The following is a 22,770-nucleotide window of genomic DNA, read 5'->3' as shown; positions in this document are numbered from 1 at the left end:
GGTAGCTGCACCGCTTCCGGCAAACCGGCACCATGGCGCTTTTCCAGGTTCAGGGAGAACCCGAATGATCCGCTTCACCCTTTCGGATGTAGAACACGGCGCCCCTTATCCACGCCTGCCGGCGGATACCGTCATGCGCACGCTGCTCAACCGGCCGGTGGAGGCGCTGGATTGTGCGGCCGCCGAGTTGCTGGAGGAGGACAACTGCAACGCCTTCGCCAAGGCCGCCTGCCGTGCCTTCTATGGCCATCACCCGCTGGTGATCCGCCCGGACGACATCTGGTTCTGCTTCGCCCAGGGCTTCGCGAACCATATGGCCCTGCATGGCGAGCAGCTGCGCCCCGACCTGGTGAGCCACACGGGCAAGAAGAAGCTGACGGTCTTCTGTCCCGACTACCCCTTCGCCGACAAAAGCCGCTGGGTCGAGCTGTTCGGTGACTTCTCCCGGCAGATCGCCGGGGAGATCCCGCAGTTCTCCGACTTCATCGCCACCGCCTTTTCCACCACCGGCCCCATCGAGCAGGCGGCCTTCTCGCTGTGCTGGATGGATGCCTTCAGTGGCTATTTCGACTACGAGATGCTGGCCGGCTGCGGCATCCCCGAGATCGAGCTGCAGGGCAGCGAGGATGACTGGCGCCTGATCATCGAGCGTTTCACTGCCCTGGAGGGTTACGGCCTGGGCCATTGGGTGGCGAGCCTGAAACCGGTGCTGGAGGCGATCGCCCGCACTGCGGCCGGCGAGGTGGACCGCGCCTTCTGGGAGTCCTTCTTCCGCTATCGCAGCGGTTCGGGCCCGTCGGAGCTGACGGGCTGGATCCTCACGCTCTTCCCCTACATCGTCGACACGGCCACCGACGCGCTGCGACCGAACCCCTACCTGGGGGATTGGCAGGTGCGCTTCGAGCGAGCGGGCGTGATGGCGCGGAGCGGTGGCTGGCTGATGGCGGACCAGGCCCAGGGGCCGGGCCTGCAGGCCATCCCCAAGAGCCTGGTGAGTGCGGTGCTGCTGATCGACGAATTCACCACCGGCACGAAGCGCAATGCACGGCTGGTGGGCGGCCTGTTCGGCGTGGCCCAGCGCGACACGGACGGCGCGCTGTACCCGGCGTTCGGCTGGGCGGTGGTGGACGAGCCTTCCAGCTAGAGCGCGAAAGGCAGCGGCAGGTGCACGTCCTGGCGGTGGGCCAGGCGGCGCTGGAACTCGGCGGGGTCGTGGATCAGCACGTCCTGGCCGGCGAAGGCGTTGGCGGCGATCAGGCGGGACAGCCAGAAGCGTACGCAGGCGATGCGCAGCAGCGCCGGCCAGAGATCCGCCTCGGCGGCGCTGAAGGGGCGCAGCGCGGCATAGGCACCGAGCAGGGCGCGGGCGCGGTGGGCGTCCAGGCGGCCTTCGTCGTCGGAGCACCAGTCGTTCAGGCAGATCGCCAGGTCGTAGAGCATCGGCCCCGAACAGGCGTTGTAGAAGTCGATCAGCCCGGCCAGGTGCGGGCCGTCGAACAGCACGTTGTCGCGGAACAGGTCGGCGTGCAGGTTGGCGCGGGGCAGGGCGACGATGCGCGGCTTGAGCTCGGCGATTTCCTTCAGGGCGTCACGCAATAGAGGCAGCGCGGCCTCATCCAGCTGCAGGGCGAGGGATGGGCCTTCGGCGAGCATCCAGTCCAGGCCGCGGTCGCTCTTGCGTTCGATGGGGTGCTCGCGGGTGGCCAGGTGCAGGCGGGCCAGCAGTGCGCCGACTTCGCTGCAGTGGTGCGCGTTGGCTTCGCGCACATGCTTGCCGGCAAGCCGGGGCTGCAGCAGGGCGGGCTTCCCGGCCAGCTCGCGCAGGGCCTGGCCATCGCCGGTACGCAGGGCGTAGGGCACCGGCAGGCCGGCGTCATGGAGCACGTCGAGCAGTTCGATGAAGAACGGCAGGTCGTGGCTGGGGCCGCGCTCCACCAGGGTCAGCACGTATTCACCCTGCTCCAGGCTGACGAAGAAGTTGCTGTTCTCCGAACCTTCGGCGATGCCCTTGAAGTCCTTGAGCCGCCCCAGCCCGTAGGGGGCCAGGAAGGTTTCGAGTTCAGGGCGTTCGAGTGGGGTGAAAACGGACATTGGACTACCTTGTTACGGTCGGCGCAGCAGCCTTACCAGCTGAAGATTTCCCACTGCGGGATCAGCATGTCCGGGTTGTCCGACCGGATGAAGTTGCTGTCGCCGTCTGCGCGGACCAGGAAATAGGGTTTGCCACCCTTGGGGGTGACCTTGATGGCGTACAGGAAGCCGTTGACGCGGTATTCCTGGATGGTCTTGTCGCCGTCCTGGCGGATGGTCACGTCGGGCTCGGCAGAGGGGGCGTCGTCGGCGGCGAATACGCCGGCCGGTGCGACGACCAGCAGGCTGGCAAGCAACAGGCGGTTGATGGCGCGCATGGTGGTAACCTTGTCCCTTATCGTCAATGATCGGGCCATTCTACTGCGGGTCCGGCGAATAAAGGTTGAATTCACGCATGAGCCAAGCCCCTCTCGTCCTGGTGGACGGTTCCTCCTACCTGTACCGTGCCTTTCATGCCCTGCCTCCGCTGACCACCTCCGCCGGCCTGCCGACGGGTGCGGTCAAGGGCGTGCTGAACATGCTCAAGAGCCTGCGCAAGCAGTACCCGGACAGCCCCTTCGCAGTGGTCTTCGACGCCAAGGGCGGAACCTTCCGCGACGAGATGTTCGCCGAGTACAAGGCCAACCGGCCGTCGATGCCCGACGAGCTGCGGGTGCAGGTCGAACCGCTGCACGCCACCGTGCGCGCCCTGGGCCTGCCGCTGCTGTGCGTGGAGGGCGTGGAGGCCGACGACGTGATCGGCACCCTGGCCCGGCAGAGCGCGGCGCTGGGCCGTGCGGTGGTGATCTCCACCGGCGACAAGGACATGGCGCAGCTGGTCGACGGGCACATTACGCTGGTCAACACCATGACCGGTAGCGTGCTGGACATCGATGGCGTGAAAGAGAAATTCGGCGTCGGTCCTGAGCTGATCATCGATTACCTGGCCCTGATGGGCGACAAGGTCGACAACATCCCGGGCGTGCCCGGCGTCGGTGAAAAGACCGCCCTGGGCCTGCTGACCGGCGTCGGTGGCGGACTGGACGTGCTCTACGCCAACCTCGACAAGGTGCCCGAGCTGGCGATCCGCGGCGCCAAGGGGCTGCCGGCCAAGCTCGAAGAGCACAAGGAAATGGCCTACCTCTCCTACAAGCTGGCGACCATCAAGTGCGACGTGGAGCTGAACGTCGAGATCGAGGCGCTGCACCCCGGCGAGCCGGACGTGGAGGCCCTGACCGAGCTGTACCGCACCCTGGAATTCAAGACCGGCCTGGATGACCTGCAGCGCCAGGCCAAGGCCGCCGGCGAGACGCTGCCGCCGCCCGCAGCGCCGGCCGATGCGGTCGAGACCCGCTATGAAACCGTGCTGGAGCAGGCGCAGTTCGATGCCTGGCTGAAGAAGCTGCAGGACGCGCCGCTGTTCGCCTTCGACACCGAAACCACCAGCCTCGACCCGCAGCAGGCGCAGGTGGTGGGCGTGTCCTTCGCCGTGAACGCGCACGAGGCGGCCTATGTGCCGCTGGCCCACTCCTATATGGGTGTGCCTGAGCAGCTGGACCGCGATGCCGTGCTCAAGGCCCTCAAGCCGCTGCTGGAAGACCCGGCCAAGGGCAAGATCGGCCAGCACGCCAAGTACGACATGAACGTCCTGGCCAACGCTTCGACGCCCATCCTCATGCAGGGCATCGCGTTCGACACGATGCTCGAATCCTATGTGCTGGACTCCACCGCCACCCGCCACGACATGGACAGCCTGGCGCTGAAGTACCTCGGCCAGAGCACCATCCGCTTCGAGGACATCGCCGGCAAGGGCGCCAAGCAGCTGACCTTCGACCAGATCGCCATCGAGCAGGCCGGCCCCTACGCCGCCGAGGATGCCGATGTCACCCTGCGGCTGCACCAGGCGCTGTGGCAGAAGCTGGAAGCCGTGCCTTCGCTGGCTTCGGTGTTCCGCGATATCGAGATGCCGCTGGTGCCGGTGCTGGCACGCATCGAGCGCAACGGTGCCTATGTCGACGCCAAGCTGCTCGGCCAGCAGAGCATCGAGCTGGGCGCGCGCATGGTGGAGCTAGAGCGCCAGGCCTATGAGCTGGCCGGCCAGGAATTCAACCTCGGTTCGCCCAAGCAGCTCGGCGCCATCCTCTACGAGAAGCTGGGTCTGCCGGTGTTGTCCAAGACCGCCACCGGCCAGCCGTCCACCGCCGAGAACGTGCTGGCGGAGCTGGCCGAGCAAGACTTCGAGCTGCCCAAGGTGATCATGCAGTACCGCACCGTGAGCAAGCTCAAGAGCACCTACACCGACAAGCTGCCGGAGCAGATCAACCCGCGCACCGGGCGTATCCACACCTCCTATCACCAGGCGGTGGCGGCCACCGGGCGGCTGTCTTCCACCGACCCGAACCTGCAGAACATCCCGATCCGCACCGCCGAGGGCCGGCGCATCCGCCAGGCCTTCGTCGCGCCCAAGGGCTACAAGCTGCTGGCGGCGGACTACTCGCAGATCGAACTGCGCATCATGGCCCACCTGGCCAAGGACGAAGGGCTGCTGGATGCCTTCCGCCATGACCGCGACGTGCACCGGGCGACGGCGGCGGAAGTCTTCGGCGTCGAGCTGGAGCAGGTCAGCAACGACCAGCGCCGCAGCGCCAAGGCGATCAACTTTGGCCTGATCTACGGCATGAGCGCCTTCGGCCTGGCCAAGCAGATCGGCGTCGATCGCAAGCAATCCCAGGCCTATATCGACCGCTACTTCGCCCGTTACCCCGGCGTGCTCGCCTACATGGAGCGCACCCGCGAGCAGGCGGCCCAGCAGGGCTTCGTCGAGACGCTGTTCGGCCGTCGCCTGTACCTGCCGGAGATCAACTCGAAGAACCAGGCCATGCGCAAGGGCGCCGAGCGCACCGCGATCAACGCGCCGATGCAGGGCACCGCGGCCGACATCATGAAGCGCGCCATGGTGGCTGTGGATAACTGGCTGACGGAATCCGCCATCGATGCGCGGGTCATCCTCCAGGTGCACGACGAACTGGTGCTGGAGGTGCGCGAGGATCTGGTGGACCAGGTGCGCGACGCCATCCGCCCGCTGATGAGCGGTGCGGCGCAGCTGGATGTACCGCTGCTGGTGGAAGTGGGCGTGGGCGACAACTGGGACGAGGCGCACTGAGCCGGCGCCATTCCTGACATAGACCTCCGGCGCATAAGGCCGGAGGCTCTAATAACGAACGGTTTTCAGCGGGGCGGTGAACTTTATACCTGGGCACAGGGTCAGAGGATGGGAATGGCTGGTGAAGCCTTCGATGCTCCTTTTGCTGTGTTTAGTGTTGGCAGATATCTGAACCCCGCCCTAGCGGTTCAGACTTGAACCCCGAACTTCCCCCTCCCCATACGAAGCTCGGGGTTTTTTTTGCCTGCGATTCAGGCCTCCGGCTCGACCTGCTCGAATTCCTCGCCCAGTTGCAGCCAGTTGGCCAGCACCGCCTGCGCTTCCTCGATGCCTTGGCGCTTGGGTGCCGAGAACAGCTGGATGGTCACGCCCTCGCCCCACCCCTTGCGGATGTCCTGCTGGACCTTGAGCAGCGCGTTCTTCGCGGCGCCGAAGGCCAGCTTGTCGGCCTTGGTCAGGAGGATGTGCATGGGCATGTTGCCAGCGCTGGACCAGTCGAGCATCAGCCGGTCGAAGTCGGTCAGCGGATGGCGGATGTCCATCATCAGGATCAGCCCGGCCAGGCTTTCGCGGCTGCTCAGGTAGGCTTCCAGGTGGCGCTGCCAGTGCTGCTTGAGCGGGATCGGCACCTTGGCGTAGCCATAGCCGGGCAGGTCCACCAGGCGACGCTGGTCGTCCAGGGAGAAGAAGTTGAGCAGCTGGGTGCGCCCCGGGGTTTTCGAGGTGCGCGCCAGGCTGGCGTGGGTGAGGGTGTTCAGTGCGCTGGACTTGCCGGCGTTGGAACGCCCGGCGAATGCGACTTCCAGACCTTCGTCGGGAGGGCACTGATCCACCTTGGCGGCACTGATGAGAAAGCGGGCCTGTTGGCACAGACCGATGATCGGGTTCTTGAATGACATGAGGTGTCCACGGGTGCGACGCGGTGTCGCAGGGGGCTGTTTCGTTTCCGTTTGAGCATCGCCAGTATATAATGCCGCAGATTTAGTGTGCGCTTTATCCCCCAGGGTTCAGTGTTCACGGGACTGACCGTTGCGCGACAGAACGCATGGCAGGGCCCCTCTGATGAGGTTGATCATGAAGAAAGTGCTACTCGTCGCAAGCCTTGCGGCGCTGGCCTTTGGCGCGCAGGCTGCCCAGGATCCGGAAGCGGTTTACAACCGGACCTGCAGTGCCTGCCACAACGGTCAACTGCCTATGGCGCCGAAAAAAGGCGACAAGGCCGCCTGGGAGCCGCGTCTGGCCAAGGGCAACGATGCTCTGGTCAAGAGCGTCACCAATGGTTTGAACGCCATGCCTCCCCGAGGCTTGTGCATGGACTGCAGTGCCGAGGACTACCAAGCGGTCATCCAGTGGATGAGCCAATAATCAAGGTAGCCCGGCGCTAACTCTTTCACCCTTAGCCGTAATTGGATTAGCTGATGAACAAAGTACTCGTGAGTCTGCTGTTGACCCTGGGCATCACCGGTCTGGCCCACGCCGCTGGCGACGCCAAAGCCGGTCAGGCGAAAGCTGCCGTATGTGGTGCCTGCCATGGCCCGGACGGCAACAGTGCTGCCCCCAACTTCCCGAAACTGGCTGGCCAGGGCGAGCGCTATCTGCTCAAGCAGATGCACGACATCAAGTCCGGCAACCGTCAGGTCCTGGAAATGACCGGCCTGCTGACCAACCTGAGCGATCAGGACCTGGCCGACATCGCCGCCTACTTCGCCAGCCAGTCCGGCAGTGTCGGCGCCGCCGATCCCAAGCTGGTCGCTCGCGGTGAAGCCCTGTTCCGTGGCGGCAAACTGGAAGAAGGCATGCCTTCCTGCACCGGTTGCCACTCCCCGAACGGCGCCGGCAACGCCGCTGCCGGCTTCCCGCACCTGGGTGGCCAGCATGCCCAGTACGTGGCCAAGCAGCTGACCGACTTCCGCGAAGGCAACCGCACCAACGATGGCGACAACATGATCATGCGCGCCATCGCCGCGAAGCTGAGCAACAAGGACATCGAAGCCGTCTCCAGCTACATTCAGGGCCTGCACTAAGTCCGGCCCAGCGGTAGAAAACGGTAAATAAAAGGGTGGCCATGGCCACCCTTTTTCATTGGCGCCCCCGCTACAATTGCCGGAACCCGACGCAACGCGATCGGTCGAAGCAAGGCCCGCCGCAGAACCATATGACCCGCTTAGGAGTTGAGCATGCGTAACCTGATTCTTTCCGCCGTTCTTGCCAGTGCGAGCCTTTTCGGCATGACCGCACAGGCCGAGGATATCCAGGCCGGCAAACAGTACGTCGAACTGAGCAGCCCGGTCCCGATTTCCAAGCCCGGCAAGATCGAGGTGGTGGAACTGTTCTGGTACGGCTGCCCTCACTGCTACCAATTCGAACCCACCCTGAACGCCTGGACCGAGAAGCTGCCGGAGGACGTCAACTTCGTACGCATCCCCGCCATGTTCGGTGGCGTGTGGAACGTCCACGGCCAACTGTTCATTACCCTGGAAAGCATGGGCGTCGAGCACGCCGTGCATAAAGCCGTGTTCGAAGCCATCCACAAAGAAGGCAAGAAGCTCTCCACCCCCGACGAGATGGCCGAGTTCCTCGCTGGCCAGGGCGTCGACAAGGCGGCCTTCATCAAGGCCTACAACTCCTTCGGCGTGAAGAGCCAGATGGAGAAGGCCAAGAAGCTCGCCATGGCGTACCAGATCTCCGGCGTACCGACCCTGATCGTCAACGGCAAGTACCGCTTCGACATCGGTTCTTCGGGCGGCCTCGAGCAGGCCACCCAGGTCGCCGACTTCCTCATTGCCAAGGAGCGCGCCGCGAAGTAAGCGGCGCCCGGCAGAGCGAAGATGCTGCGCCGCTGGAGCAATGATCGAACCGCAGGCCTGCGGGCTCCGCAGGTCAATCCTCATTGTGGCTCCAGCGGCCTCCCAAAGGATGGCCGCCTTCGGCTGCTCAGCTTCAACATCCAGGTCGGCATCAGCACCGGCCGTTACCGCCACTACCTGACCCGCAGCTGGCAGCACCTGCTGCCCCACGCCGGCCGCGCCAGCAACCTGCAGCGCATCGGTGCCCTGCTCGGCGATTTCGACCTCGTGGCCCTGCAGGAAGTCGACGGTGGCAGCCTGCGTTCCGGCTACGTCAACCAGGTCGAGCACCTCGCCCACCTGGCCGATTTCCCTTTCTGGTACCAACAGCTCAACCGCAACCTCGGGCGCATCGCCCAGCACAGCAACGGCTTGCTCAGCCGCCTGCAGCCGACCCAGCTGGAAGACCACCCCCTGCCCGGCCCGCCCGGACGCGGCGCCATCCTTATGCGCTTCGGCGAGGGCGAGGACGCACTGGTGGTGGTGATGATGCACCTGGCCCTGGGCACCAAGGCCCGCTCCCGCCAGCTCGCCTACATCCGCGAGCTCATCGGCGGCTACCGCCACCAGGTGCTGATGGGCGACATGAACACCCACGCCAACGACCTGCTGCAGAACTCGCCCCTGCGTGACCTTGGGCTGCTCGCGCCACAGGTCGAGGCCACTTTCCCGAGCTGGCGCCCGCAGCGCTGCCTCGACCACATCCTGCTCAGCCCCAGCTTGACCCTGGAGCGCGTGCAGGTGCTCAGCCAACCCATCTCCGACCACCTGCCAGTGGCGGTGGACATCCGCCTGCCCACGTCCCTTACCGGGGATGCGTTGCCGGCCCTGGTGGACACTCCCGACGGATCACCTTCATGAGCGACGACGGCCAGCGCTGGAAAGAAAAGTACCTGCAGAGCCTCGAGCAGCAGGAGAAGCTGGAGCGTCGCTGGGACGCCCGCCTCGATCTCCTGCGCCGTGGCCTGGTGCGCAGCTCCCTGGCCGCCGAAGGCAGCGACAAGGCCGTCGACCAGTGCATGCAGGAGCTGCGCGAGATCATCCGTGGCGACCAGATAGACGCCGGCCTCTCCGCTCTGATACCGCGCCTGGAAAAGGCCGTGCTGGATTCCGAGCAGCGTCGCCAGCAACGGATCGACCAGAACGTCGGCGCCCTCACCGGGCTGACCAACCAGTTGCTCAAGCTGGATGTGCCGCGTGACGTGCGCAAATCCCTCAAGCAGTTCGCCAAGCGCATCGACGAGCGCGCCAGCCAGGCGCGTGAGATGCCTGCCCTCCTCGGCGAGCTCAGCGGCCTGCAACAGCGCGCCCTCGACGAGATCGCCAACACCGACCCTGCCGCGCCCAAGCCCGGCCTGCTGCAGCGTCTGTTCGGCAGCCAGGGTGACACCACCGAAGACGCTCAGCCCGCTGCCGCCGCGCTGCCGACAGGTGATGCCCTGGCTCCACCACCGGCCGTCCCGGCACCTGCCGCATTGCAGGCCGCGCCCCCGCTGGACGACGAGCCCGCACCGCCGGCCCAGGCGCTCGCTGCCGCCCCGGCTCCTGTCGTGCCAGCTCCCGACGTGCCGCCTACCGTTGAGGCGGCCCCCGTGGCTGCGGCTCCCGCTCCGGCGCCTGGCCCAGCTCCTGCCCGGGCTCCCGTACCCACCCCGGCAGCCGCCACCGAGCAGTCTGCCTCGGCCCAGGTGGTCGCCGAAGCGGCACCGGTGGTTGCGCCCCTCGTGCCCGGGGTTGCTCCTGCCGCCCCGGTCGAGCCACTCGCTGCCGCCGCTCCGGCGCCTGTCACCGCGCTGGCCGATGGTGTCAGCCCAAGCTTGACGCCGCGCCTCGACAGCCTGCCCTTGCCGGCGGCGCTGCTCACCGGCGAAGGCGACCCGGGCTATGCGCTGCCCACGCCGCCCGAACCCGGCTACAGCGCCGTCGCGCCCCACGTCGCCGCCAGCCTGCGCGGGCTGCTGGACGAACTCGACCTGCCCGAGCGCCACAAGCCCCAGGGAGAAGCCCTTCGCGAGCGTCTGGTAGGTGGCCTGAACTGGTACGAACTGGTGCCCGTGCTGGATGACCTCGCCGTGCTGGTGCTGGCCGTCACCAACAGCGAGCACCGTGACTTCGCCATCTACCTCAAGCAGCTCAACGAGCGCCTGGTCGCCTTCGTCGCCTCCATTTCCGCCGCCCAGGAGGGTTACAGCGAGACCCTGGAAAGCGCGCGCGTGCTCGACGACCAATTGCGTGAGCAGGTCAGCGACCTGCAAAACAGCGTGCAGGACGCCACCGACCTGGACGACCTCAAGCGCGCCGTGGAAAAGCGCCTCGACGGCCTGCTCAGCACCATGAACGACTACCAGCGCCAGCGCGCCGCCCGCGAAGAAGAAGTCGGCGGGCGCCTCAAGGTGCTGGTGGATCGTGTCGCCACCATGGAACAGGAGGCCAGTGCCTTCCGCGACCACCTCGAGGAGCAGCGGCAGAAAGCCCTCAGCGACCCGCTCACCGGCCTGCCCAACCGCGCCGCCTGGAGCGAGCGCCTGGAGCTGGAAGTGGCGCGCTGGAAGCGCTATGGCGGCGAGTTGCTGCTGGCGGTGCTGGACATCGACCACTTCAAGCGCATCAACGACAACTACGGCCACCTGGCGGGCGACAAGGTGTTGAAGATCATCGCCGGCGAAATCGCCAAGCGCCTGCGCAAGACCGACTTCATCGCCCGCTTCGGTGGCGAGGAGTTCGTCCTGCTGCTCCCCGCCACGCCGCTGGAGGGTGGCCAGCAATTGCTCGACACCCTGCGCTCGGCCATCGAGCAATGCCCCTTTCACTTCAAGGGCGAGCCGGTGACCATCACGCTGTCGGGAGGGCTGGTGTCCTTCGTCGAGGGCGAGAAGGACGAACAGGCCTTCGAGCGCGCCGACCAGGCGCTCTATCGTGCCAAGCGCGAAGGCCGCAACCGCATCGTACTGGGCTGAGCCGCTTCAGGCGGCGTGGGTCAGGTAGGGCTTCCAGTCTTCCGGCACGTGCTCCAGGCGCGGGTAGTCCAGGGCGTCCAGCTGCAGGCGCGAGAGCTGGAAGGGTGTATGCCGCAACGCCTGGGGCAGCGCTCGCAGCTCTGGCAACCACAGGCTCACATAGGTCGCATCCGGGTCGTAATGACGGGCCTGGCGCAGCGCGTTGAAGGCCTGGCTGCGCCGTGGATCGCTGGCCACGCCGGCCAGGTAGGCCCAGTTGCCCCAGTTGCTCGCCGGGTCGTAATCCAGCAGGTGTTCTTCGAACCAGGCGGCGCCATGGCGCCAGTCCTGCTCCAGGTCGTGCACCAGGTAGGCGGCCACCACCTGGCGGCCGCGGTTGGACATGAAGCCCGTGGCTGCCAGCTCGCGCATGCTGGCGTCCACCAGCGGCATGCCGGTGCGGCCCTGGCACCAGCGTTCGAAGCGTTCGTCCAGCTGCTGCGGTGCGCGCACCGTGGCCTTCAGGCCGCCGGCTTCGAACAGCGCGCGGCCATGGCGCAGCAGGGTCCAGCGGAAGTAGTCACGCCATAGCAATTGTTGCCACAGCTGGTGGGTGGAGGCGTTGGCGCCGTACTGCGCCTCGTGGCGGCGCAGCTCGGCGGCGACGCGGCGCGGCGAGAGACTGCCGTTGGCCAGCCAGGGCGAGAACTTGGAGGAGTACTCGCTGCCCACCATGCCGTTGCGATTCTCCTGGTAGGTGCGGACGCCCTGGGTCGCCCACAGGTAATCGCGCAGTCGCGCCAGTGCCGCGACCTCGCCGCCGGAAAAGGGGAAGGCGCTGATGGGCAGGCCGACCGGCTCGCCCAGACCCAGGCGGGTTGGCGTCGGAAGGGGTTCGAAGAGCGGCTCCACCGCTTCGGGCAGGGGCGGCAAGGCCACCGGGGCCGAGCGTGGTTGATAGACGCTGGGGCGCTGCTCCACCTGCTCGCGGAACTGGCTGAACACCGCCGGCAGGTGCTCCACCGGGGTCGGCAGCTCCTCGCGGCGCAGCAGGCTGTTGCCGGCCAGCTCACGCAGCGGAATGTCGCCGAGTGCCTGACGCAGCTCCTCCACCAGGGTGCGTTCCTGGGGCGCCACCTCCTCCAGGGTCAGTACTTCGTTCAGGTCCAGGTGTTCCAGCAGCGCCGGGATCACCTGCGCGGCATTGCCCTGCACCACCAGCAAGCGCGAGCCGCGCTGGCGCAGCTCGGCGTCCAGGGCGGTGAGGCTCTCCAGCTGGAAGCGCGCGCGGTGCACGCCCATGCGGCGGATCCCGAGGTCGCCCGGGCGCAGCAGGGTCGGGTCGAAAACGAACAGCGGCAGGACGCAATCGGCCGCCAGCGCCGCTTGCACGGCGGGGTGATCATCGAGGCGCAGATCCTGTTTGAACCAGAGCAGAGTACGACGCATGACGTAAATCCTCGGCAGGCATTTCCCTATGCCAACTGATTCCGCTGGCTTCTAGACGTTATAGGCTTTTCGCCGGGCTTGAACAGTGCCGCCGGGAGGATGACCGGTGGCGTTGCTGCCGTCGGGCCGGGAGCTGCGTATAATCCGCCCCTTTTTTCGCGGGCCCTGCCTGCATTCACCTGTGGAGACATCGTCAATGCGTCTTTCCTTTTCCCGTATCGCCAGCTGGTTGGGTGGTTTTGCCCTGACCTTCGGCGCCGTTCAGGTCGCCGGCAACGAATTGCTGCACCTGCAGGACAGCAACCTGCAGTTCTCCACCCTGCCCTATTCCGCCGGCGAGAGCTTCCTCAGCTTCGCCACCGAGCGCCCGGCCTTCACCGCCGGCCTCTCGCCCAAGGTCCTGGCGGAGCTGCCCGGCCACACTCCGGCGCCCCTGCAGATGCGCCTCAGCGGTGCCCAGGCGGCCCCGGCGCCTGGCCAGGGCGGCAACCTGCTCGGCCCGGCCTTCGACCTGCAGGCCCCCGGCTTCGACTACCTGACCCTCAGCCTCTACGACCGCGACGACCAGGACGAACCCGGCCACAGCGTGCAGTTCAGCGGCGCCTGGGCCTATGCCTTCCGCCTCGGCGAGGCCAGCTGGATGCTCGATGGCGGCCTCGACTGGGCCGGTGCCGAAGGCGACCGCGAACAGGGCCTGAGCTTCAGCCCGCAGCTGAGCTTCGATGCCGGCGACTACTTCTTCGCCCAGGGTCGCCAGCTATTCCTCGGCATCCAGTACCTGCAGCAGAGCGGTGGCTACAGCGAGCTGGACGACGTGCGCGGCAACGCCTCCCGCGAGCAACGCGCGGTCAACGGCACGCTCAAGTACCACTTCTGACCCCGATCGGCACGGCGGCGAGACGTCGCCGCCAGCGCCCTTTACACTTCGTCCTTCAGTTGAGGAGCGCCCATGGAAATTCTCGGCATCGCCGTGCTGATCTTTCTGGTCACCGACCCATTCGGCAACATCGCCATCTTCCTCGCCGCCCTGAAGAACGTGGCGCCGGAGCGCCGGCTCAAGGTGGCCCTGCGTGAGCTGGTGTTCGCCCTCGGCCTGCTGCTGCTGTTCCTCACCTTCGGCGAAAACATCCTCAGTGGCCTCGGCCTGTCCCGCGAGGCGATCGCCATCGCCGGCGGCATCATTCTCTTCATCATCGCCCTGCGCCTGATCTTCCCGCGGCCCGAGGGCGTGCTCGGCGACCTGCCGGACGGCGAACCCATGCTGGTGCCCCTGGCCACCCCGGCAGTGGCCGGCCCCTCCGCGCTGGCGGTGCTGATGACCCTGCGCAATACCCACCAGGGCGAGCTCTGGGAGCTCTACGTCGCCGTGCTGGTGGCCTGGGCCTGCACCGCCCTGATCCTGCTCCAGGCGGCCTTCCTGCAGCGCTTCCTCGGCCAGCGCGGGCTGATGGCGGTGGAGCGCCTGACCGGCATGTTGCTGATCATGCTCAGTGTCGACATGCTCCTGGACAACCTGCAAAGCGTGCTACACATCACCCCATGAGAACCCTAGCCCTCGGCCTGTTGCTGGCCCTGCTCGCCGGTTGCACCAGCGGCCCGCGCATCGATCGCAGCCAGACCTCGGTCAACCAGAACAGCCGCGTGCAATACGTCGTGCTGCATTACACCTCCACCGACCTGCCGCGCTCCCTGGCGCTGCTCACCCACGGCGAGGTCAGTGCGCACTACCTGATCGGCGCCCAGCCGCCGACCATCTACCAGTTGGTGGACGAGAACCGCCGCGCCTGGCACGCCGGACAGAGCGAGTGGCAGGGGCGCACCTGGCTGAATGCGAGCACCATCGGCATCGAACTGGTCAACGAGGGCTACGAGCAGACCCCCACCGGGCGCAACTGGCAGCCCTTCGACGACCAGCAGATCGACGCGCTCATCGTGCTGCTCAAGGACATCGTCAAACGCCACAACCTGCCCCTGGGCAGCATCATCGGCCACAGCGACATCGCCCCCCAGCGCAAGGTCGACCCGGGCCCACTGTTCCCCTGGAAACGCCTCGCCGAGGCCGGCCTGGTGCCCTGGCCGGAAGCCTCCGCCGTGGCGGTCGAGCAGGCGCGCTTCGCCCAGGCGCTGCCCACCGTCGGCTGGTTCCAGATGCAGCTGGCCCGCCAGGGTTATCCGGTGCCGCGCAACGGCCAGCTGGACGAGGCCACGCGTAATGTCATCGCCGCCTTCCAGATGAAGTACCGCCCCCACCTGTTCGACGGCCAGCCCGACGCCGAGACCGCCGCCCTGCTGCTGGTGCTCAACCGCATGCCGGGCGAGGCGCTGCCACTCCGTCCCGTGACGTTTTACTGACGCTAGAATCGCGCCCTGCACCGGTTGGCGACTGGCGCGATGATTTCCTGACGGTGGGCTATACCTGAGTGATCTCGCTCGGACGCAACCCTCCTCATCATGCAGCCCCCCTTCGCCCGTTGGCGCCGTACCCTCTACCAGCCCCTGCCCGTGGCCATCCTGGTCGGCCTGCTCAGTGCCTGCCTGCTGGTGGCGGCCAGCCTGTGGCTGTCGGCGCAACAGGCCCAGCGCGCCGAGCAGGAACAGATGAAGGTCCAGGGCGAGCGCTTCCTGGCGCGCCTGGAGCAGGTCTTCGGCCAGCTCCACGAGGCCCTCGACACGCTGGAGGCCCAACCCCTGCGGGGCTGCGACATGGCCATGGTGGAAACCCTACGGCAGATCAACTTCCGCTACCGCTTCATCTACGAGGCGGCTTTCATCGGCGGGGGGCAGCGCTGTTCCTCCTGGCCACGGCAGAACTCCTTCGGCCCCGAACGCCCGGCGGACATCGTCGGCGAGCGCCAGAGCTACTGGCTCAACAGCACCGACCAGCCGGACGACAACCTCGCCGCCCTGGTGGTGGGACGCGGCTATTTCCGCCTCTCCACCTCGCGCGGCCACCTCAGCGACATGGTCGAGCTGCCCGCTGGGGCCAGCCTGCTGTTGCTGCCCAGGAGCACCGGCGCCGCGCTGCCGGTCCTCGGCCTGGCGCAGCCCTGGCCGCCGGGCTCGGAGTGGCCGACGCCCAAGGACTACGAACTGGAGGTGAATGCCGATCGCCTGGCCTATCGCATGCCCACGCAGACGCCGGAGTTCGACCTGCTGGTGATGACCCCGCGCGGCGAACTCATGGCCCGCGCCCGTGATGCGTTGCTCGGCTGGTTGCCCCTGGCGGCGTTGCTGTCGCTGCTGTTCGGCGTGCTCGCCTACTACGCCATGTGTCGCCGCCAGTCTCTCAGTGGCGAGCTCCAGGGTGCCATTCGCCGGCGCGAGCTGCGGGTGCGCTATCAGCCGCTGTTCGACCTGGCCAGCCGCCGCTGCGTGGGGGCCGAGGCGCTGGTGCGCTGGCGCCGCACCGACGGCAACATGATGAGCCCGGATCTGTTCATCCCCCTGGCCGAAAGCACCGGGCAGATCCGCGACATCACCGACTTCATGATCGAACAGGTGCTGGCCCAGCAGAGTGCCTTCCTGCGCAAGAACCCCGAGCTGTACATTTCCATCAACCTCGCCGCCTGCGATGTCGGCTCGCCGCGCATCGCACCGCTCACCGCCGCCCTGCTGGCGCGCTACCAGGTGCCGGCACAGCAGATCGCCTTCGAGGTCACCGAGCATGGCCTGGCCGATATCCAGGCCGCCCAGGAGGTGCTGGGCCAGCTGCGCGCCCAGGGTCATCGCATCCTCATCGACGATTTCGGCACCGGCTACAGCAGCCTGGCCTACTTGCAGGCGCTGCCGGCGGATGTGCTGAAGATCGACAAGGCCTTCGTCGATGCCCTCGGCCACGACGCCGCCAGCAGCGGTGTCGCCCCGCACATCGTGCACATGGCCCAGGCGCTGCAGCTGAAGGTGGTGGCCGAAGGCATCGAGCACGAAGCCCAGGCGCTGTTCCTCGCCAGCGAGGGCGCCCACTACGGCCAGGGCTGGCTGTTCTCGCGGCCGCTCACGGCCGCGCGCTTCCGCGACTTGGTGACCGGCCAGCTCGACCTTGCCCAGGCCCTCAACGACGAAACCCTGCCTGCCGCCTAGGGATGGGGCGCGTCCCGCGAATCCTGCCGCGCCGAGGTGATGGGTTTCGCTTCGCTCTACCCATCCTCCAAATAGCGTTCAAGCCCGCCGCTAGAGCGGCAGCGCCAGGTAGAACTGCGCGCCTTCGCCGGGGCGTGAATAGATGCCGATGCGGCCGCCGTGGAGCTGGACGATCTCCTTGCACAGCGCCAGGCCGAGGCCAACGCCGCCGCCGGTGTAGCTGCCCAGTTGCACGAAGGGCTCGAAGATGCGCGCCTGCTGGCTGTAGGGCACGCCTTCGCCGTTGTCCTCGACGCTTAGGATCACCCGCTCGCCATGGCGCCGCGACTGCAGGCGGATATGCCCGCCATTGGGCGTGTGGCGGATGGCGTTGCTCACCAGGTTGTCCAGCACCCGCTCCACCTGGGGGCGGTCGATGGGCACGCGGGGCAGCGGCTCCTGCAGGTCCAGCTCGATGCTGATGCCCTTGTTCTGCGCCGGCTCCTGGAAGCGCGTGCGCAGGGCGCCGAGCAGGTCGTCGATATCGCAGGGCGCCAGGGTCAGGGTCTGCATGCCGTTCTGGTAGCGGGAGAAGTGCAGCAGGTCGTTGATCAGCCGCACCAGGCGCTGCATCTCCTCGTCCACCGTCAGCAGCAGGTCGGACTCGCGGGACTCCTCGGCGAAGACCAGGCGTTCGCGCAGCAGCCCGAAGGCCATCTGCATGCCGGTCACCGGGGTGCGCAGCTCGTGGGAGGCGCGCAGCACGAACTCGTTGCGCACCCTCTCGAAGGCGCGCTGCTCGGTGACGTCGCGCAGCACCATCACCGCACCGAGGATGCGCTCCTCGTCCAGGCTCACCGGGGTCAGGCGCCAGCTCAGCAGGCGGCTCTCGCCCTCGACCTCGATGGCCAGGTCCGGCGGCACCTGCTCCAGGGGCTGGCCGCGCAGCACCTGCTGGGTAGGCGCCTCCATGGCCGGGTCGCCCAGGGCCTGGCTCAGGGGTTGGCCGAGCTGCTCGGTCTCCCAGGCCAGCTGGCGCTGGGCCACCGGGTTGGCGTGTTCGATGCGGCCCTGGCGGTCGAGGATCAGCAAGCCGTCGTCGATGCTGTCGAGCACCGCCTTCAGGCGGCGCTGCTCGGCCAGCAGCTTCTCGATATTGGTTTCCTTGAACAGCCGCAGGCCCTCGGCCATGAGGCCGAAGCGGCGGCTCAGGGAGGCCATCTCGCTGACCGTGGAAATCGGCAGGGTCACCTGGAAGTCACCCTGGCCGATGCGGTCGGCGGCGCGGGCCAGGGCCTCGATGGGCTGGCCGAAGCGCCGGGCGATGCCGTGGGCGGTGACGAAGCCGATCAGCAGTACGGCGATGCCCAGCAGGCCAAGCAGGGTGGCCACCAGGCCGGCGCGCTCGCGGGCCGACTGCTCGGCCTCGGCGGCGCTTTGCAAGGCATGCTTCTGCAGCGCCAGCATGGCATTGCGGGTGTCGTTCAACGCCTGGCTGAAATCATCGTCGCGGCGGTCGGTGTTGCGTTCGCTGACCCGCAGGAACTCGCCGTAGCTGTCGGCGATGGCCTGGAAGCCCTGACGGGTCTGCTCGTCGCGGGCGTTCATCAGGCCCTGTTGCACCACGGCGAGGAAACGTTGCTGCGAGGTGAGCAGTGCCTGGATATCCGGCTGTTCGCGGGTCAGGTTCACCAACTGGTCGCCTAGGTGTGTGCGCAACTTTTCGCCCAGGTCGATGGTGGCGAAGTTGTAGGAGATCAGGCGCTCCTGGGAACGGGCCAGCTGCATGACGCTGGTCAGCCCCAGCAGCAGCCCCAGAAGGGCCACGGTGATCAGCGCCGAAATGCTGAGGAAAAGCCGCGTCCGCAGCTTCATCGGCAGCTTCATAGACCGTACTGCTTGCGTTTTCGATAGAGCGTCGAGGCGTCGATTCCGAGGGTCTTGGCGGCCTGGTCGAGGGTTTCGCTGGCCGCGAGCACGGCGGCGATATGGGCCTTCTCCAGGTCCTCCAGGCTCATGGAGGCTCCTACGCGCGGGGCGTTGTTGGACGGCGCTTCGCTCAGCCCCAGGTGGGCGATTTCCACCAGCTCCTGGCCGCAGATGATGCTGGCGCGCTCGATCACGTTGCGCAGCTCGCGCACGTTGCCGGGCCAGTGGTAGCCCAGCAGCGCATCGCGCGCGGCGTCGCTGAAGCCGCGGGCCGGGCGCGCGTAGTCCTTGACGAAGCGGGCGAGGAAGCGCTCGGCCAGGCCGATCAGGTCCTCGGTGCGCTCGCGCAGGGGCGGCAGGTGCAGGGTGATGACGTTGAGGCGGTAGAGCAGGTCTTCGCGGAAGCGGCCCTCGCGGACCATTTCATCGAGGTTGAGGTTGGTGGCGGCGAGGATGCGCACATCGGCGCGGCGGGTCACCGCGTCGCCCACCCGCTCGTATTCCTTGTCCTGGATGAAGCGCAGCAATTTGGGTTGCAAGGTGAGGGGAAAGTCGCCGATCTCGTCGAGAAACAGCGTGCCGCCGTCGGCCTGGTTGACCCGGCCAAGGGTGCTCTCGCTGGCCCCGGTGAAGGCGCCGCGGCTGTGGCCGAACAGCTCGCTTTCCATCAGCTCTGCCGACAGCGACGGGCAGTTGATGGTCACGCAGGCCTTCTTCGCCCGCTTGCTCCAGCCGTGGATGGCCCGGGACAGCTCGCCCTTGCCGGTGCCGGACTCGCCGAGGATGAGGATGTTGGCGTCGGTGCCCGCCACCTGGCGAGCGGTTTCCAGCACCGCCATCATCGCCGGGCTCTGCGAATCCAGGCCGTCGCCCGGCTTGCGCACCTCGCCCTCCAGGGCCTCCAGGCGCGCGGTGAGCTGGCGCACTTCCAGCTGCTTGGCGGCTGAAAGGCGCAGCTGGTCGGGGCTGCAGGGTTTCACCAGGTAGTCGGCCGCGCCGGCCTGCATGGCGTCCACGGCGGTGTCCACGGCCGAGTGGGCGGTGACGATCACCACCCGCATCCAGGGGGCCTGCACGCGGATCTGCGCAAGCACATCCAGGCCGTTGTCATCGCCCAGGCGCAGGTCGAGGAAGCACAGGTCGAACACCTGGCGCTGCAGGATGGCCTCGGTCTGTGCCGCACTGCTGGCGGTGGCCACGCTGTAACCCTCGTCTTCCAGGCAATAACGGAAGGTGCGCAGAATCGCCGACTCATCGTCGACCAGCAGGATGCGTCCCTTGGTTTCCGTTGCTGATGCCATTTTGTCGCTCCGCATTGTTCAGTCGTATCGCTTAGTCCAGGAATTATCGTGCAAGTTGCAAGGTCCTTTCATACATGTATTGCAGCCTGCATGCAGCGGGTATTTGGATATCTACAATAACCAATTGATTTTAAAGGAATAAACGCCAAGAAAAGGCTTGGCACAGGCCTTGCGATAACCCCTGCATCTGGAGGCGCTGAGCGCCGAAGTGGATGACAGGAGGTTTCCATGCCGCACTTGCACAGCCTGGCGCTCGCCATGGCCGGTAGCGCCTTGCTGGGGCTGGTCGCCCTGCCGGCGGCCGCCGGGGACGGCTTCAGCGAACAGATTCGCGAAGCCCGCCAGGAAGGCAGCATCTGGACCGCCTTCGCCTTCAACCATCACCTCGGCCCCTTCTCCCTCAACGTCGATGTCGAGCATGGCCTGGCCACGCTCACCGGCACCGTGGCGAATGAAGTCAACCGCGAGCTGGCCGAGCAGGTCGCCCTCGGCGTCGAGGGTATCGACGCTGTGGATAACCTCATCCGCGTCGATCCGGGCGTTCGGCCCCGTTTGCTGTCCATTGCCGCCGCCGACAGCCACCTCGACGACGCCACCGTCACCGCCAAGGTGAAATCCAAGCTGCTGTGGAACACCACCACCCAAGGTCTCGACATCGGTGTCGAGACCCGCGAAGGCCTGGTCACCCTCAGTGGTCGCTCCGCCAGCGCCGAGGCCCGTGAGATGGCCGGCAAGTTGGCCGCCAGCACCGAGGGCGTCGAGCGGGTGGACAACGCCATTCACCTCAGCGCCGACCCCGGCACCGCCCAGCGCGCCGGTGAGCAACGGGCCGAGGCCGGCAGCCTGCTGGGCGACGCCTGGATCACCGGCAAGGTGAAGACCCGCTTCCTCTCCAGCGACAACCTCGCCGCCCTGGATATCTCCGTGGAAACCGACGACGGCGTGGTGCGCCTCGCCGGCAACGTGGCCACGGCGGCAGAAAAGGCGCTGGCGGTGGAAACGGCCAGAAATGTTCGCGGCGTGCTCGATGTGCACGCCGCATCCCTCAAGGTCGCCGGCTGAACGCGCGACCCGTACCCCCAAGGAGAAACGCCATGACCAATACCACTGCGCAACTCAACGAGCTGATCGAGATCACCCGTGACGGCGAGCGCTTCTACCAGCACGCCATCGACGAAGTGAAGGACCCGGCCCTGCAGGGCCTGTTCCGCGACATGGCCCAGGCCAAGACCCAGGTCATCCAGGCCCTGGCGGTCCGGGTCGCGGCCAACCACGAAGACCCGTCCACCGGCGGCACCTTCGTCGGCAAGTTGCGCCAGGTCTATGCGGACACCCGCGCCACGCTCTCCAGCGACGAGAAGGCCACCTATGTGAGCCAGCTGGAGGAAGCCGAGGACCGCATCCTCCACGCCTTCGAAGACGCCCTGGAAAGCGCCGAGCCCGAGGTGCGCGGCCTGCTCGCCCAGGAAATGCCCCGGGTCAAGGCCTGCCATGACCGCATGCGCAGCCTGAAGCTGGCGATGAAGTGAGCCCGGATCGGACAGGGATGTCCGGCCATGCAAAACGCACGACGCAGCGCTAGCGATCATGCAAGTTGCCAGCAGATCCAGTGATCAATCAATTTGTAAGTTGTTGAATTTAAATGGATTTACCTGAATCAAAAAACTGGCATGCGCTCTGCAATCAATACATCAGGAAAAGGAAATCGCCAGCCGGCGATGACCGCAAGGACAGGACAGGCAGGGGCGCTTCGGTTCCCTCGATCGATCAACAGCTCAGGAGGTGTTTCAGGATGAACCGTCGTCATGCGCGTCTCGCCCTTGCGGGCAAGGTACTGCTGGCCTCCCTCGCCGTGGTGTTGATCCTCCTGGCCGAACACCAGCTGCGCCAGAGCCTGCGCAGCCACGAGCAGCAGCCCCCGCTGCCGGCCCGCCTGGATATCGCGCCCACCCCGGCCGCTTTCCATGCCAACGGCATGCTCCACGACGGTTCGCTGCAGAGCGTTGCCCAGCAGCGCTGGAACGATCAACCGCAGCAACCCCGCTGGGTGTTCTGAGTACATAAAGGAGATACGAAGATGTGGACCATCGCCCTGTTCCTGACCGCCCTCCTGATCCTCCCCGTATTGATGCTCGGCAGTGCCCTGGCGGTTGGCCAGGCGCTGCAGGACAGCAACGACTTCAGCGATATCGATTTCATCAATCCCCCGGCGGACGAGGCCCTTGCCTCGCAGCCGGCTCAGCACGACCCGGCCTGGTCGCCGGCGCACTGAGAACCCGACAAACCGAAGCAGGAGAAACCATCATGCTCAGCTGGGCACTTACCTTCCTCGTCATCGCCATCGTCGCTGCCGTTCTGGGCTTCGGTGGTATCGCCGGCACCGCAGCAGGTATCGCGAAGATTCTCTTCGTGCTGTTCCTGGTCCTGTTTGTGGTGTCCTTCATCTTCGGTCGCCGCAGGGGCTAGGGAGGCAGCATGCGCATCCTGCGTGATCTCTGCGCCGCCGCCGCGTTCGGCTTCGCCAGCACCCTGGTGCTGGCGGCCGATACCGACGCGCAGCACAGGCTCAACGAACTGCTGGGCACTGACCCGCAGTACCGCGAGACCTGGCAGGCGCTGGTCAAGGACGAAAGCCGTCTGCCCGAATGGGTAATGAACCTGAGCGGGACGGCACCGCCGATGAAGGCGGTTGACCAGGACGGCGATAAATACCTGGTTGGCGAGTTGTGCGAACCGCATGCCTGCGCCAGCCAACGACTGCTCGTCGCCTTCAGCTGGGACAAGGACGACGCCTATGCCCTGCTGGTGCAAGTGCCGGAAGGCCTGCCCCAGGACAAATCACCGAGCCGCCACGCCAGCAAGCGCTGGCTGGGCGAACCGGATGACGAGGTGAAGGCGATTCTCGAAGACCAGCTGAAAAGCGATCCGAACTGGTACTGAAGCCATTCAGACCACAGGCCCCGCAGGCGGGGCCATGACCATGGGGCCGGGTTGTTCCGCGTCGGTAGAGCGGCATG

At 66.6% G+C, this 22,770-nt stretch carries 23 protein-coding genes; 17 read left to right on the top strand and 6 right to left on the bottom strand.

Features of this window, described 5'->3' with window-relative positions; genetic code table 11:
- Positions 1-64 precede the first annotated feature (64 nt).
- Positions 65-1,144: a DUF4419 domain-containing protein gene (locus RTW82_RS03090; RefSeq protein WP_316924207.1), complete on the top strand. Its 1,080-nt coding sequence runs from the start codon at positions 65-67 to the stop codon at positions 1,142-1,144.
- Here the strand turns inward: RTW82_RS03090 and RTW82_RS03085 are convergent.
- Together RTW82_RS03085 and RTW82_RS03080 are read right to left on the bottom strand one after the other, a co-directional pair.
- Entirely contained in the window at positions 1,141-2,091 is a 951-nt protein-coding gene (locus RTW82_RS03085; RefSeq protein WP_316924206.1) for a homoserine kinase, read from the bottom strand. The genes RTW82_RS03090 and RTW82_RS03085 overlap by 4 nt on opposite strands.
- Before the next feature lie 32 nt (positions 2,092-2,123).
- Positions 2,124-2,408, bottom strand: coding sequence for a DUF2782 domain-containing protein (locus RTW82_RS03080; protein ID WP_111259321.1), 285 nt, complete (start codon positions 2,406-2,408; stop codon positions 2,124-2,126).
- A gap of 77 nt (positions 2,409-2,485) precedes the next feature.
- On the opposite strand from RTW82_RS03080, the gene polA reads away from it, so the two are divergent.
- On the top strand, positions 2,486-5,233 hold the full coding sequence (polA, locus tag RTW82_RS03075; protein WP_316924205.1) for a DNA polymerase I: 2,748 nt from the start codon (positions 2,486-2,488) through the stop codon (positions 5,231-5,233).
- 251 nt (positions 5,234-5,484) lie between these two features.
- Here polA and yihA read toward each other — a convergent pair whose 3' ends face one another.
- Positions 5,485-6,132, bottom strand: coding sequence for a ribosome biogenesis GTP-binding protein YihA/YsxC (gene yihA / locus RTW82_RS03070; protein ID WP_021219848.1), 648 nt, complete (start codon positions 6,130-6,132; stop codon positions 5,485-5,487).
- A gap of 175 nt (positions 6,133-6,307) precedes the next feature.
- Between yihA and RTW82_RS03065 the strand changes: the two genes are divergently transcribed.
- The 5 genes from RTW82_RS03065 to RTW82_RS03045 all read left to right on the top strand — a co-directional run bounded on the left by RTW82_RS03065 (position 6,308) and on the right by RTW82_RS03045 (position 11,036).
- On the top strand, positions 6,308-6,598 hold the full coding sequence (locus RTW82_RS03065; protein ID WP_031287843.1) for a c-type cytochrome: 291 nt from the start codon (positions 6,308-6,310) through the stop codon (positions 6,596-6,598).
- A gap of 53 nt (positions 6,599-6,651) precedes the next feature.
- Positions 6,652-7,257 (top strand): c-type cytochrome, encoded by a 606-nt coding sequence (locus RTW82_RS03060; RefSeq protein WP_021219846.1) that lies wholly within the window; start codon positions 6,652-6,654, stop codon positions 7,255-7,257.
- Positions 7,258-7,410: 153 nt separating this feature from the next.
- Positions 7,411-8,040: a thiol:disulfide interchange protein DsbA/DsbL gene (locus tag RTW82_RS03055; RefSeq protein WP_021219845.1), complete on the top strand. Its 630-nt coding sequence runs from the start codon at positions 7,411-7,413 to the stop codon at positions 8,038-8,040.
- Positions 8,041-8,061: 21 nt separating this feature from the next.
- Positions 8,062-8,940 carry an endonuclease/exonuclease/phosphatase family protein gene (locus RTW82_RS03050; protein ID WP_021219844.1) on the top strand — a complete coding sequence of 293 codons (879 nt, stop codon included), beginning with the start codon at positions 8,062-8,064 and terminating at the stop codon, positions 8,938-8,940.
- On the top strand, positions 8,937-11,036 hold the full coding sequence (locus RTW82_RS03045) for a GGDEF domain-containing protein (protein WP_316924204.1): 2,100 nt from the start codon (positions 8,937-8,939) through the stop codon (positions 11,034-11,036). Before RTW82_RS03050 ends, RTW82_RS03045 begins: the two co-directional genes overlap by 4 nt.
- A gap of 6 nt (positions 11,037-11,042) precedes the next feature.
- Here RTW82_RS03045 and RTW82_RS03040 read toward each other — a convergent pair whose 3' ends face one another.
- A complete protein-coding gene (locus RTW82_RS03040) occupies positions 11,043-12,464 on the bottom strand; it encodes a DASH family cryptochrome (protein WP_316924203.1) in 1,422 nt (473 codons plus the stop codon).
- A gap of 196 nt (positions 12,465-12,660) precedes the next feature.
- Between RTW82_RS03040 and RTW82_RS03035 the strand changes: the two genes are divergently transcribed.
- The 4 genes from RTW82_RS03035 (at position 12,661) to RTW82_RS03020 (ending at position 16,544) form a co-directional block, all read left to right on the top strand.
- Positions 12,661-13,341, top strand: coding sequence for a hypothetical protein (locus tag RTW82_RS03035; protein ID WP_316924202.1), 681 nt, complete (start codon positions 12,661-12,663; stop codon positions 13,339-13,341).
- A 72-nt stretch (positions 13,342-13,413) separates the two neighbouring features.
- Positions 13,414-14,007, top strand: coding sequence for a MarC family protein (locus tag RTW82_RS03030; RefSeq protein WP_021219840.1), 594 nt, complete (start codon positions 13,414-13,416; stop codon positions 14,005-14,007).
- Positions 14,004-14,816 (top strand): N-acetylmuramoyl-L-alanine amidase, encoded by an 813-nt coding sequence (locus RTW82_RS03025; RefSeq protein ID WP_316924201.1) that lies wholly within the window; start codon positions 14,004-14,006, stop codon positions 14,814-14,816. The genes RTW82_RS03030 and RTW82_RS03025 overlap by 4 nt, the downstream gene beginning before the upstream one ends.
- Positions 14,817-14,915: 99 nt before the next feature.
- Complete coding sequence (locus tag RTW82_RS03020; RefSeq protein WP_316924200.1) at positions 14,916-16,544, top strand: EAL domain-containing protein; 1,629 nt, start codon at positions 14,916-14,918, stop codon at positions 16,542-16,544.
- A gap of 90 nt (positions 16,545-16,634) precedes the next feature.
- On the opposite strand, the gene RTW82_RS03015 is transcribed toward RTW82_RS03020, so the two are convergent.
- Together RTW82_RS03015 and algB are read right to left on the bottom strand one after the other, a co-directional pair.
- Positions 16,635-18,410: an ATP-binding protein gene (locus RTW82_RS03015; protein ID WP_043243836.1), complete on the bottom strand. Its 1,776-nt coding sequence runs from the start codon at positions 18,408-18,410 to the stop codon at positions 16,635-16,637.
- Complete coding sequence (gene algB / locus RTW82_RS03010; protein ID WP_263400284.1) at positions 18,407-19,753, bottom strand: sigma-54-dependent response regulator transcription factor AlgB; 1,347 nt, start codon at positions 19,751-19,753, stop codon at positions 18,407-18,409. Before algB ends, RTW82_RS03015 begins: the two co-directional genes overlap by 4 nt.
- Before the next feature lie 228 nt (positions 19,754-19,981).
- On the opposite strand from algB, the gene RTW82_RS03005 reads away from it, so the two are divergent.
- The 6 genes from RTW82_RS03005 to RTW82_RS02980 all read left to right on the top strand — a co-directional run bounded on the left by RTW82_RS03005 (position 19,982) and on the right by RTW82_RS02980 (position 22,693).
- The gene (locus RTW82_RS03005; protein ID WP_316924199.1) at positions 19,982-20,815 is read left to right on the top strand and encodes a BON domain-containing protein; all 834 of its coding nucleotides are present in this window, start codon (positions 19,982-19,984) and stop codon (positions 20,813-20,815) included.
- 32 nt (positions 20,816-20,847) lie between these two features.
- On the top strand, positions 20,848-21,282 hold the full coding sequence (locus RTW82_RS03000) for a ferritin-like domain-containing protein (RefSeq protein ID WP_021218839.1): 435 nt from the start codon (positions 20,848-20,850) through the stop codon (positions 21,280-21,282).
- 263 nt (positions 21,283-21,545) lie between these two features.
- Entirely contained in the window at positions 21,546-21,809 is a 264-nt protein-coding gene (locus RTW82_RS02995) for a hypothetical protein (protein WP_184488227.1), read from the top strand.
- Positions 21,810-21,830: 21 nt separating this feature from the next.
- Positions 21,831-22,025, top strand: coding sequence for a hypothetical protein (locus RTW82_RS02990; protein WP_021218841.1), 195 nt, complete (start codon positions 21,831-21,833; stop codon positions 22,023-22,025).
- Between the two features lie 32 nt (positions 22,026-22,057).
- Positions 22,058-22,219, top strand: coding sequence for a DUF1328 domain-containing protein (locus tag RTW82_RS02985; RefSeq protein ID WP_021218842.1), 162 nt, complete (start codon positions 22,058-22,060; stop codon positions 22,217-22,219).
- 9 nt (positions 22,220-22,228) lie between these two features.
- The gene (locus RTW82_RS02980; RefSeq protein ID WP_184488228.1) at positions 22,229-22,693 is read left to right on the top strand and encodes an inhibitor of vertebrate lysozyme family protein; all 465 of its coding nucleotides are present in this window, start codon (positions 22,229-22,231) and stop codon (positions 22,691-22,693) included.
- The last annotated feature ends 77 nt before the right edge of the window (positions 22,694-22,770 follow it).

Origin of the sequence: Pseudomonas sp. zfem005 (genome assembly GCF_032621735.1) — a bacterium.
Taxonomy (GTDB): Bacteria; Pseudomonadota; Gammaproteobacteria; order Pseudomonadales; family Pseudomonadaceae; genus Metapseudomonas; species Metapseudomonas solani.
This window is presented reverse-complemented; position numbering and strand designations above follow the sequence as displayed.

What these genes read in the sequence shown, in the direction of transcription:
- RTW82_RS03045 (WP_316924204.1), top strand. Translation starts at nt 8,937, where the DNA reads ATGAGCGACGACGGCCAGCGCTGGAAAGAAAAGTACCTGCAGAGCCTC.
- RTW82_RS03035 (WP_316924202.1), top strand. Translation starts at nt 12,661, where the DNA reads ATGCGTCTTTCCTTTTCCCGTATCGCCAGCTGGTTGGGTGGTTTTGCC.
- RTW82_RS02980 (WP_184488228.1), top strand. Translation starts at nt 22,229, where the DNA reads ATGCGCATCCTGCGTGATCTCTGCGCCGCCGCCGCGTTCGGCTTCGCC.
- RTW82_RS02985 (WP_021218842.1), top strand. Translation starts at nt 22,058, where the DNA reads ATGCTCAGCTGGGCACTTACCTTCCTCGTCATCGCCATCGTCGCTGCC.
- RTW82_RS03080 (WP_111259321.1), bottom strand. Translation starts at nt 2,408, where the DNA reads ATGCGCGCCATCAACCGCCTGTTGCTTGCCAGCCTGCTGGTCGTCGCA.
- RTW82_RS03040 (WP_316924203.1), bottom strand. Translation starts at nt 12,464, where the DNA reads ATGCGTCGTACTCTGCTCTGGTTCAAACAGGATCTGCGCCTCGATGAT.
- RTW82_RS03000 (WP_021218839.1), top strand. Translation starts at nt 20,848, where the DNA reads ATGACCAATACCACTGCGCAACTCAACGAGCTGATCGAGATCACCCGT.
- RTW82_RS02995 (WP_184488227.1), top strand. Translation starts at nt 21,546, where the DNA reads ATGAACCGTCGTCATGCGCGTCTCGCCCTTGCGGGCAAGGTACTGCTG.
- RTW82_RS03020 (WP_316924200.1), top strand. Translation starts at nt 14,916, where the DNA reads ATGCAGCCCCCCTTCGCCCGTTGGCGCCGTACCCTCTACCAGCCCCTG.
- RTW82_RS03085 (WP_316924206.1), bottom strand. Translation starts at nt 2,091, where the DNA reads ATGTCCGTTTTCACCCCACTCGAACGCCCTGAACTCGAAACCTTCCTG.
- RTW82_RS03030 (WP_021219840.1), top strand. Translation starts at nt 13,414, where the DNA reads ATGGAAATTCTCGGCATCGCCGTGCTGATCTTTCTGGTCACCGACCCA.
- RTW82_RS03060 (WP_021219846.1), top strand. Translation starts at nt 6,652, where the DNA reads ATGAACAAAGTACTCGTGAGTCTGCTGTTGACCCTGGGCATCACCGGT.
- RTW82_RS03055 (WP_021219845.1), top strand. Translation starts at nt 7,411, where the DNA reads ATGCGTAACCTGATTCTTTCCGCCGTTCTTGCCAGTGCGAGCCTTTTC.
- RTW82_RS03050 (WP_021219844.1), top strand. Translation starts at nt 8,062, where the DNA reads ATGCTGCGCCGCTGGAGCAATGATCGAACCGCAGGCCTGCGGGCTCCG.
- yihA (WP_021219848.1), bottom strand. Translation starts at nt 6,132, where the DNA reads ATGTCATTCAAGAACCCGATCATCGGTCTGTGCCAACAGGCCCGCTTT.
- RTW82_RS03005 (WP_316924199.1), top strand. Translation starts at nt 19,982, where the DNA reads ATGCCGCACTTGCACAGCCTGGCGCTCGCCATGGCCGGTAGCGCCTTG.
- RTW82_RS03090 (WP_316924207.1), top strand. Translation starts at nt 65, where the DNA reads ATGATCCGCTTCACCCTTTCGGATGTAGAACACGGCGCCCCTTATCCA.
- RTW82_RS03065 (WP_031287843.1), top strand. Translation starts at nt 6,308, where the DNA reads ATGAAGAAAGTGCTACTCGTCGCAAGCCTTGCGGCGCTGGCCTTTGGC.
- RTW82_RS03025 (WP_316924201.1), top strand. Translation starts at nt 14,004, where the DNA reads ATGAGAACCCTAGCCCTCGGCCTGTTGCTGGCCCTGCTCGCCGGTTGC.
- polA (WP_316924205.1), top strand. Translation starts at nt 2,486, where the DNA reads ATGAGCCAAGCCCCTCTCGTCCTGGTGGACGGTTCCTCCTACCTGTAC.
- algB (WP_263400284.1), bottom strand. Translation starts at nt 19,753, where the DNA reads ATGGCATCAGCAACGGAAACCAAGGGACGCATCCTGCTGGTCGACGAT.
- RTW82_RS02990 (WP_021218841.1), top strand. Translation starts at nt 21,831, where the DNA reads ATGTGGACCATCGCCCTGTTCCTGACCGCCCTCCTGATCCTCCCCGTA.
- RTW82_RS03015 (WP_043243836.1), bottom strand. Translation starts at nt 18,410, where the DNA reads ATGAAGCTGCCGATGAAGCTGCGGACGCGGCTTTTCCTCAGCATTTCG.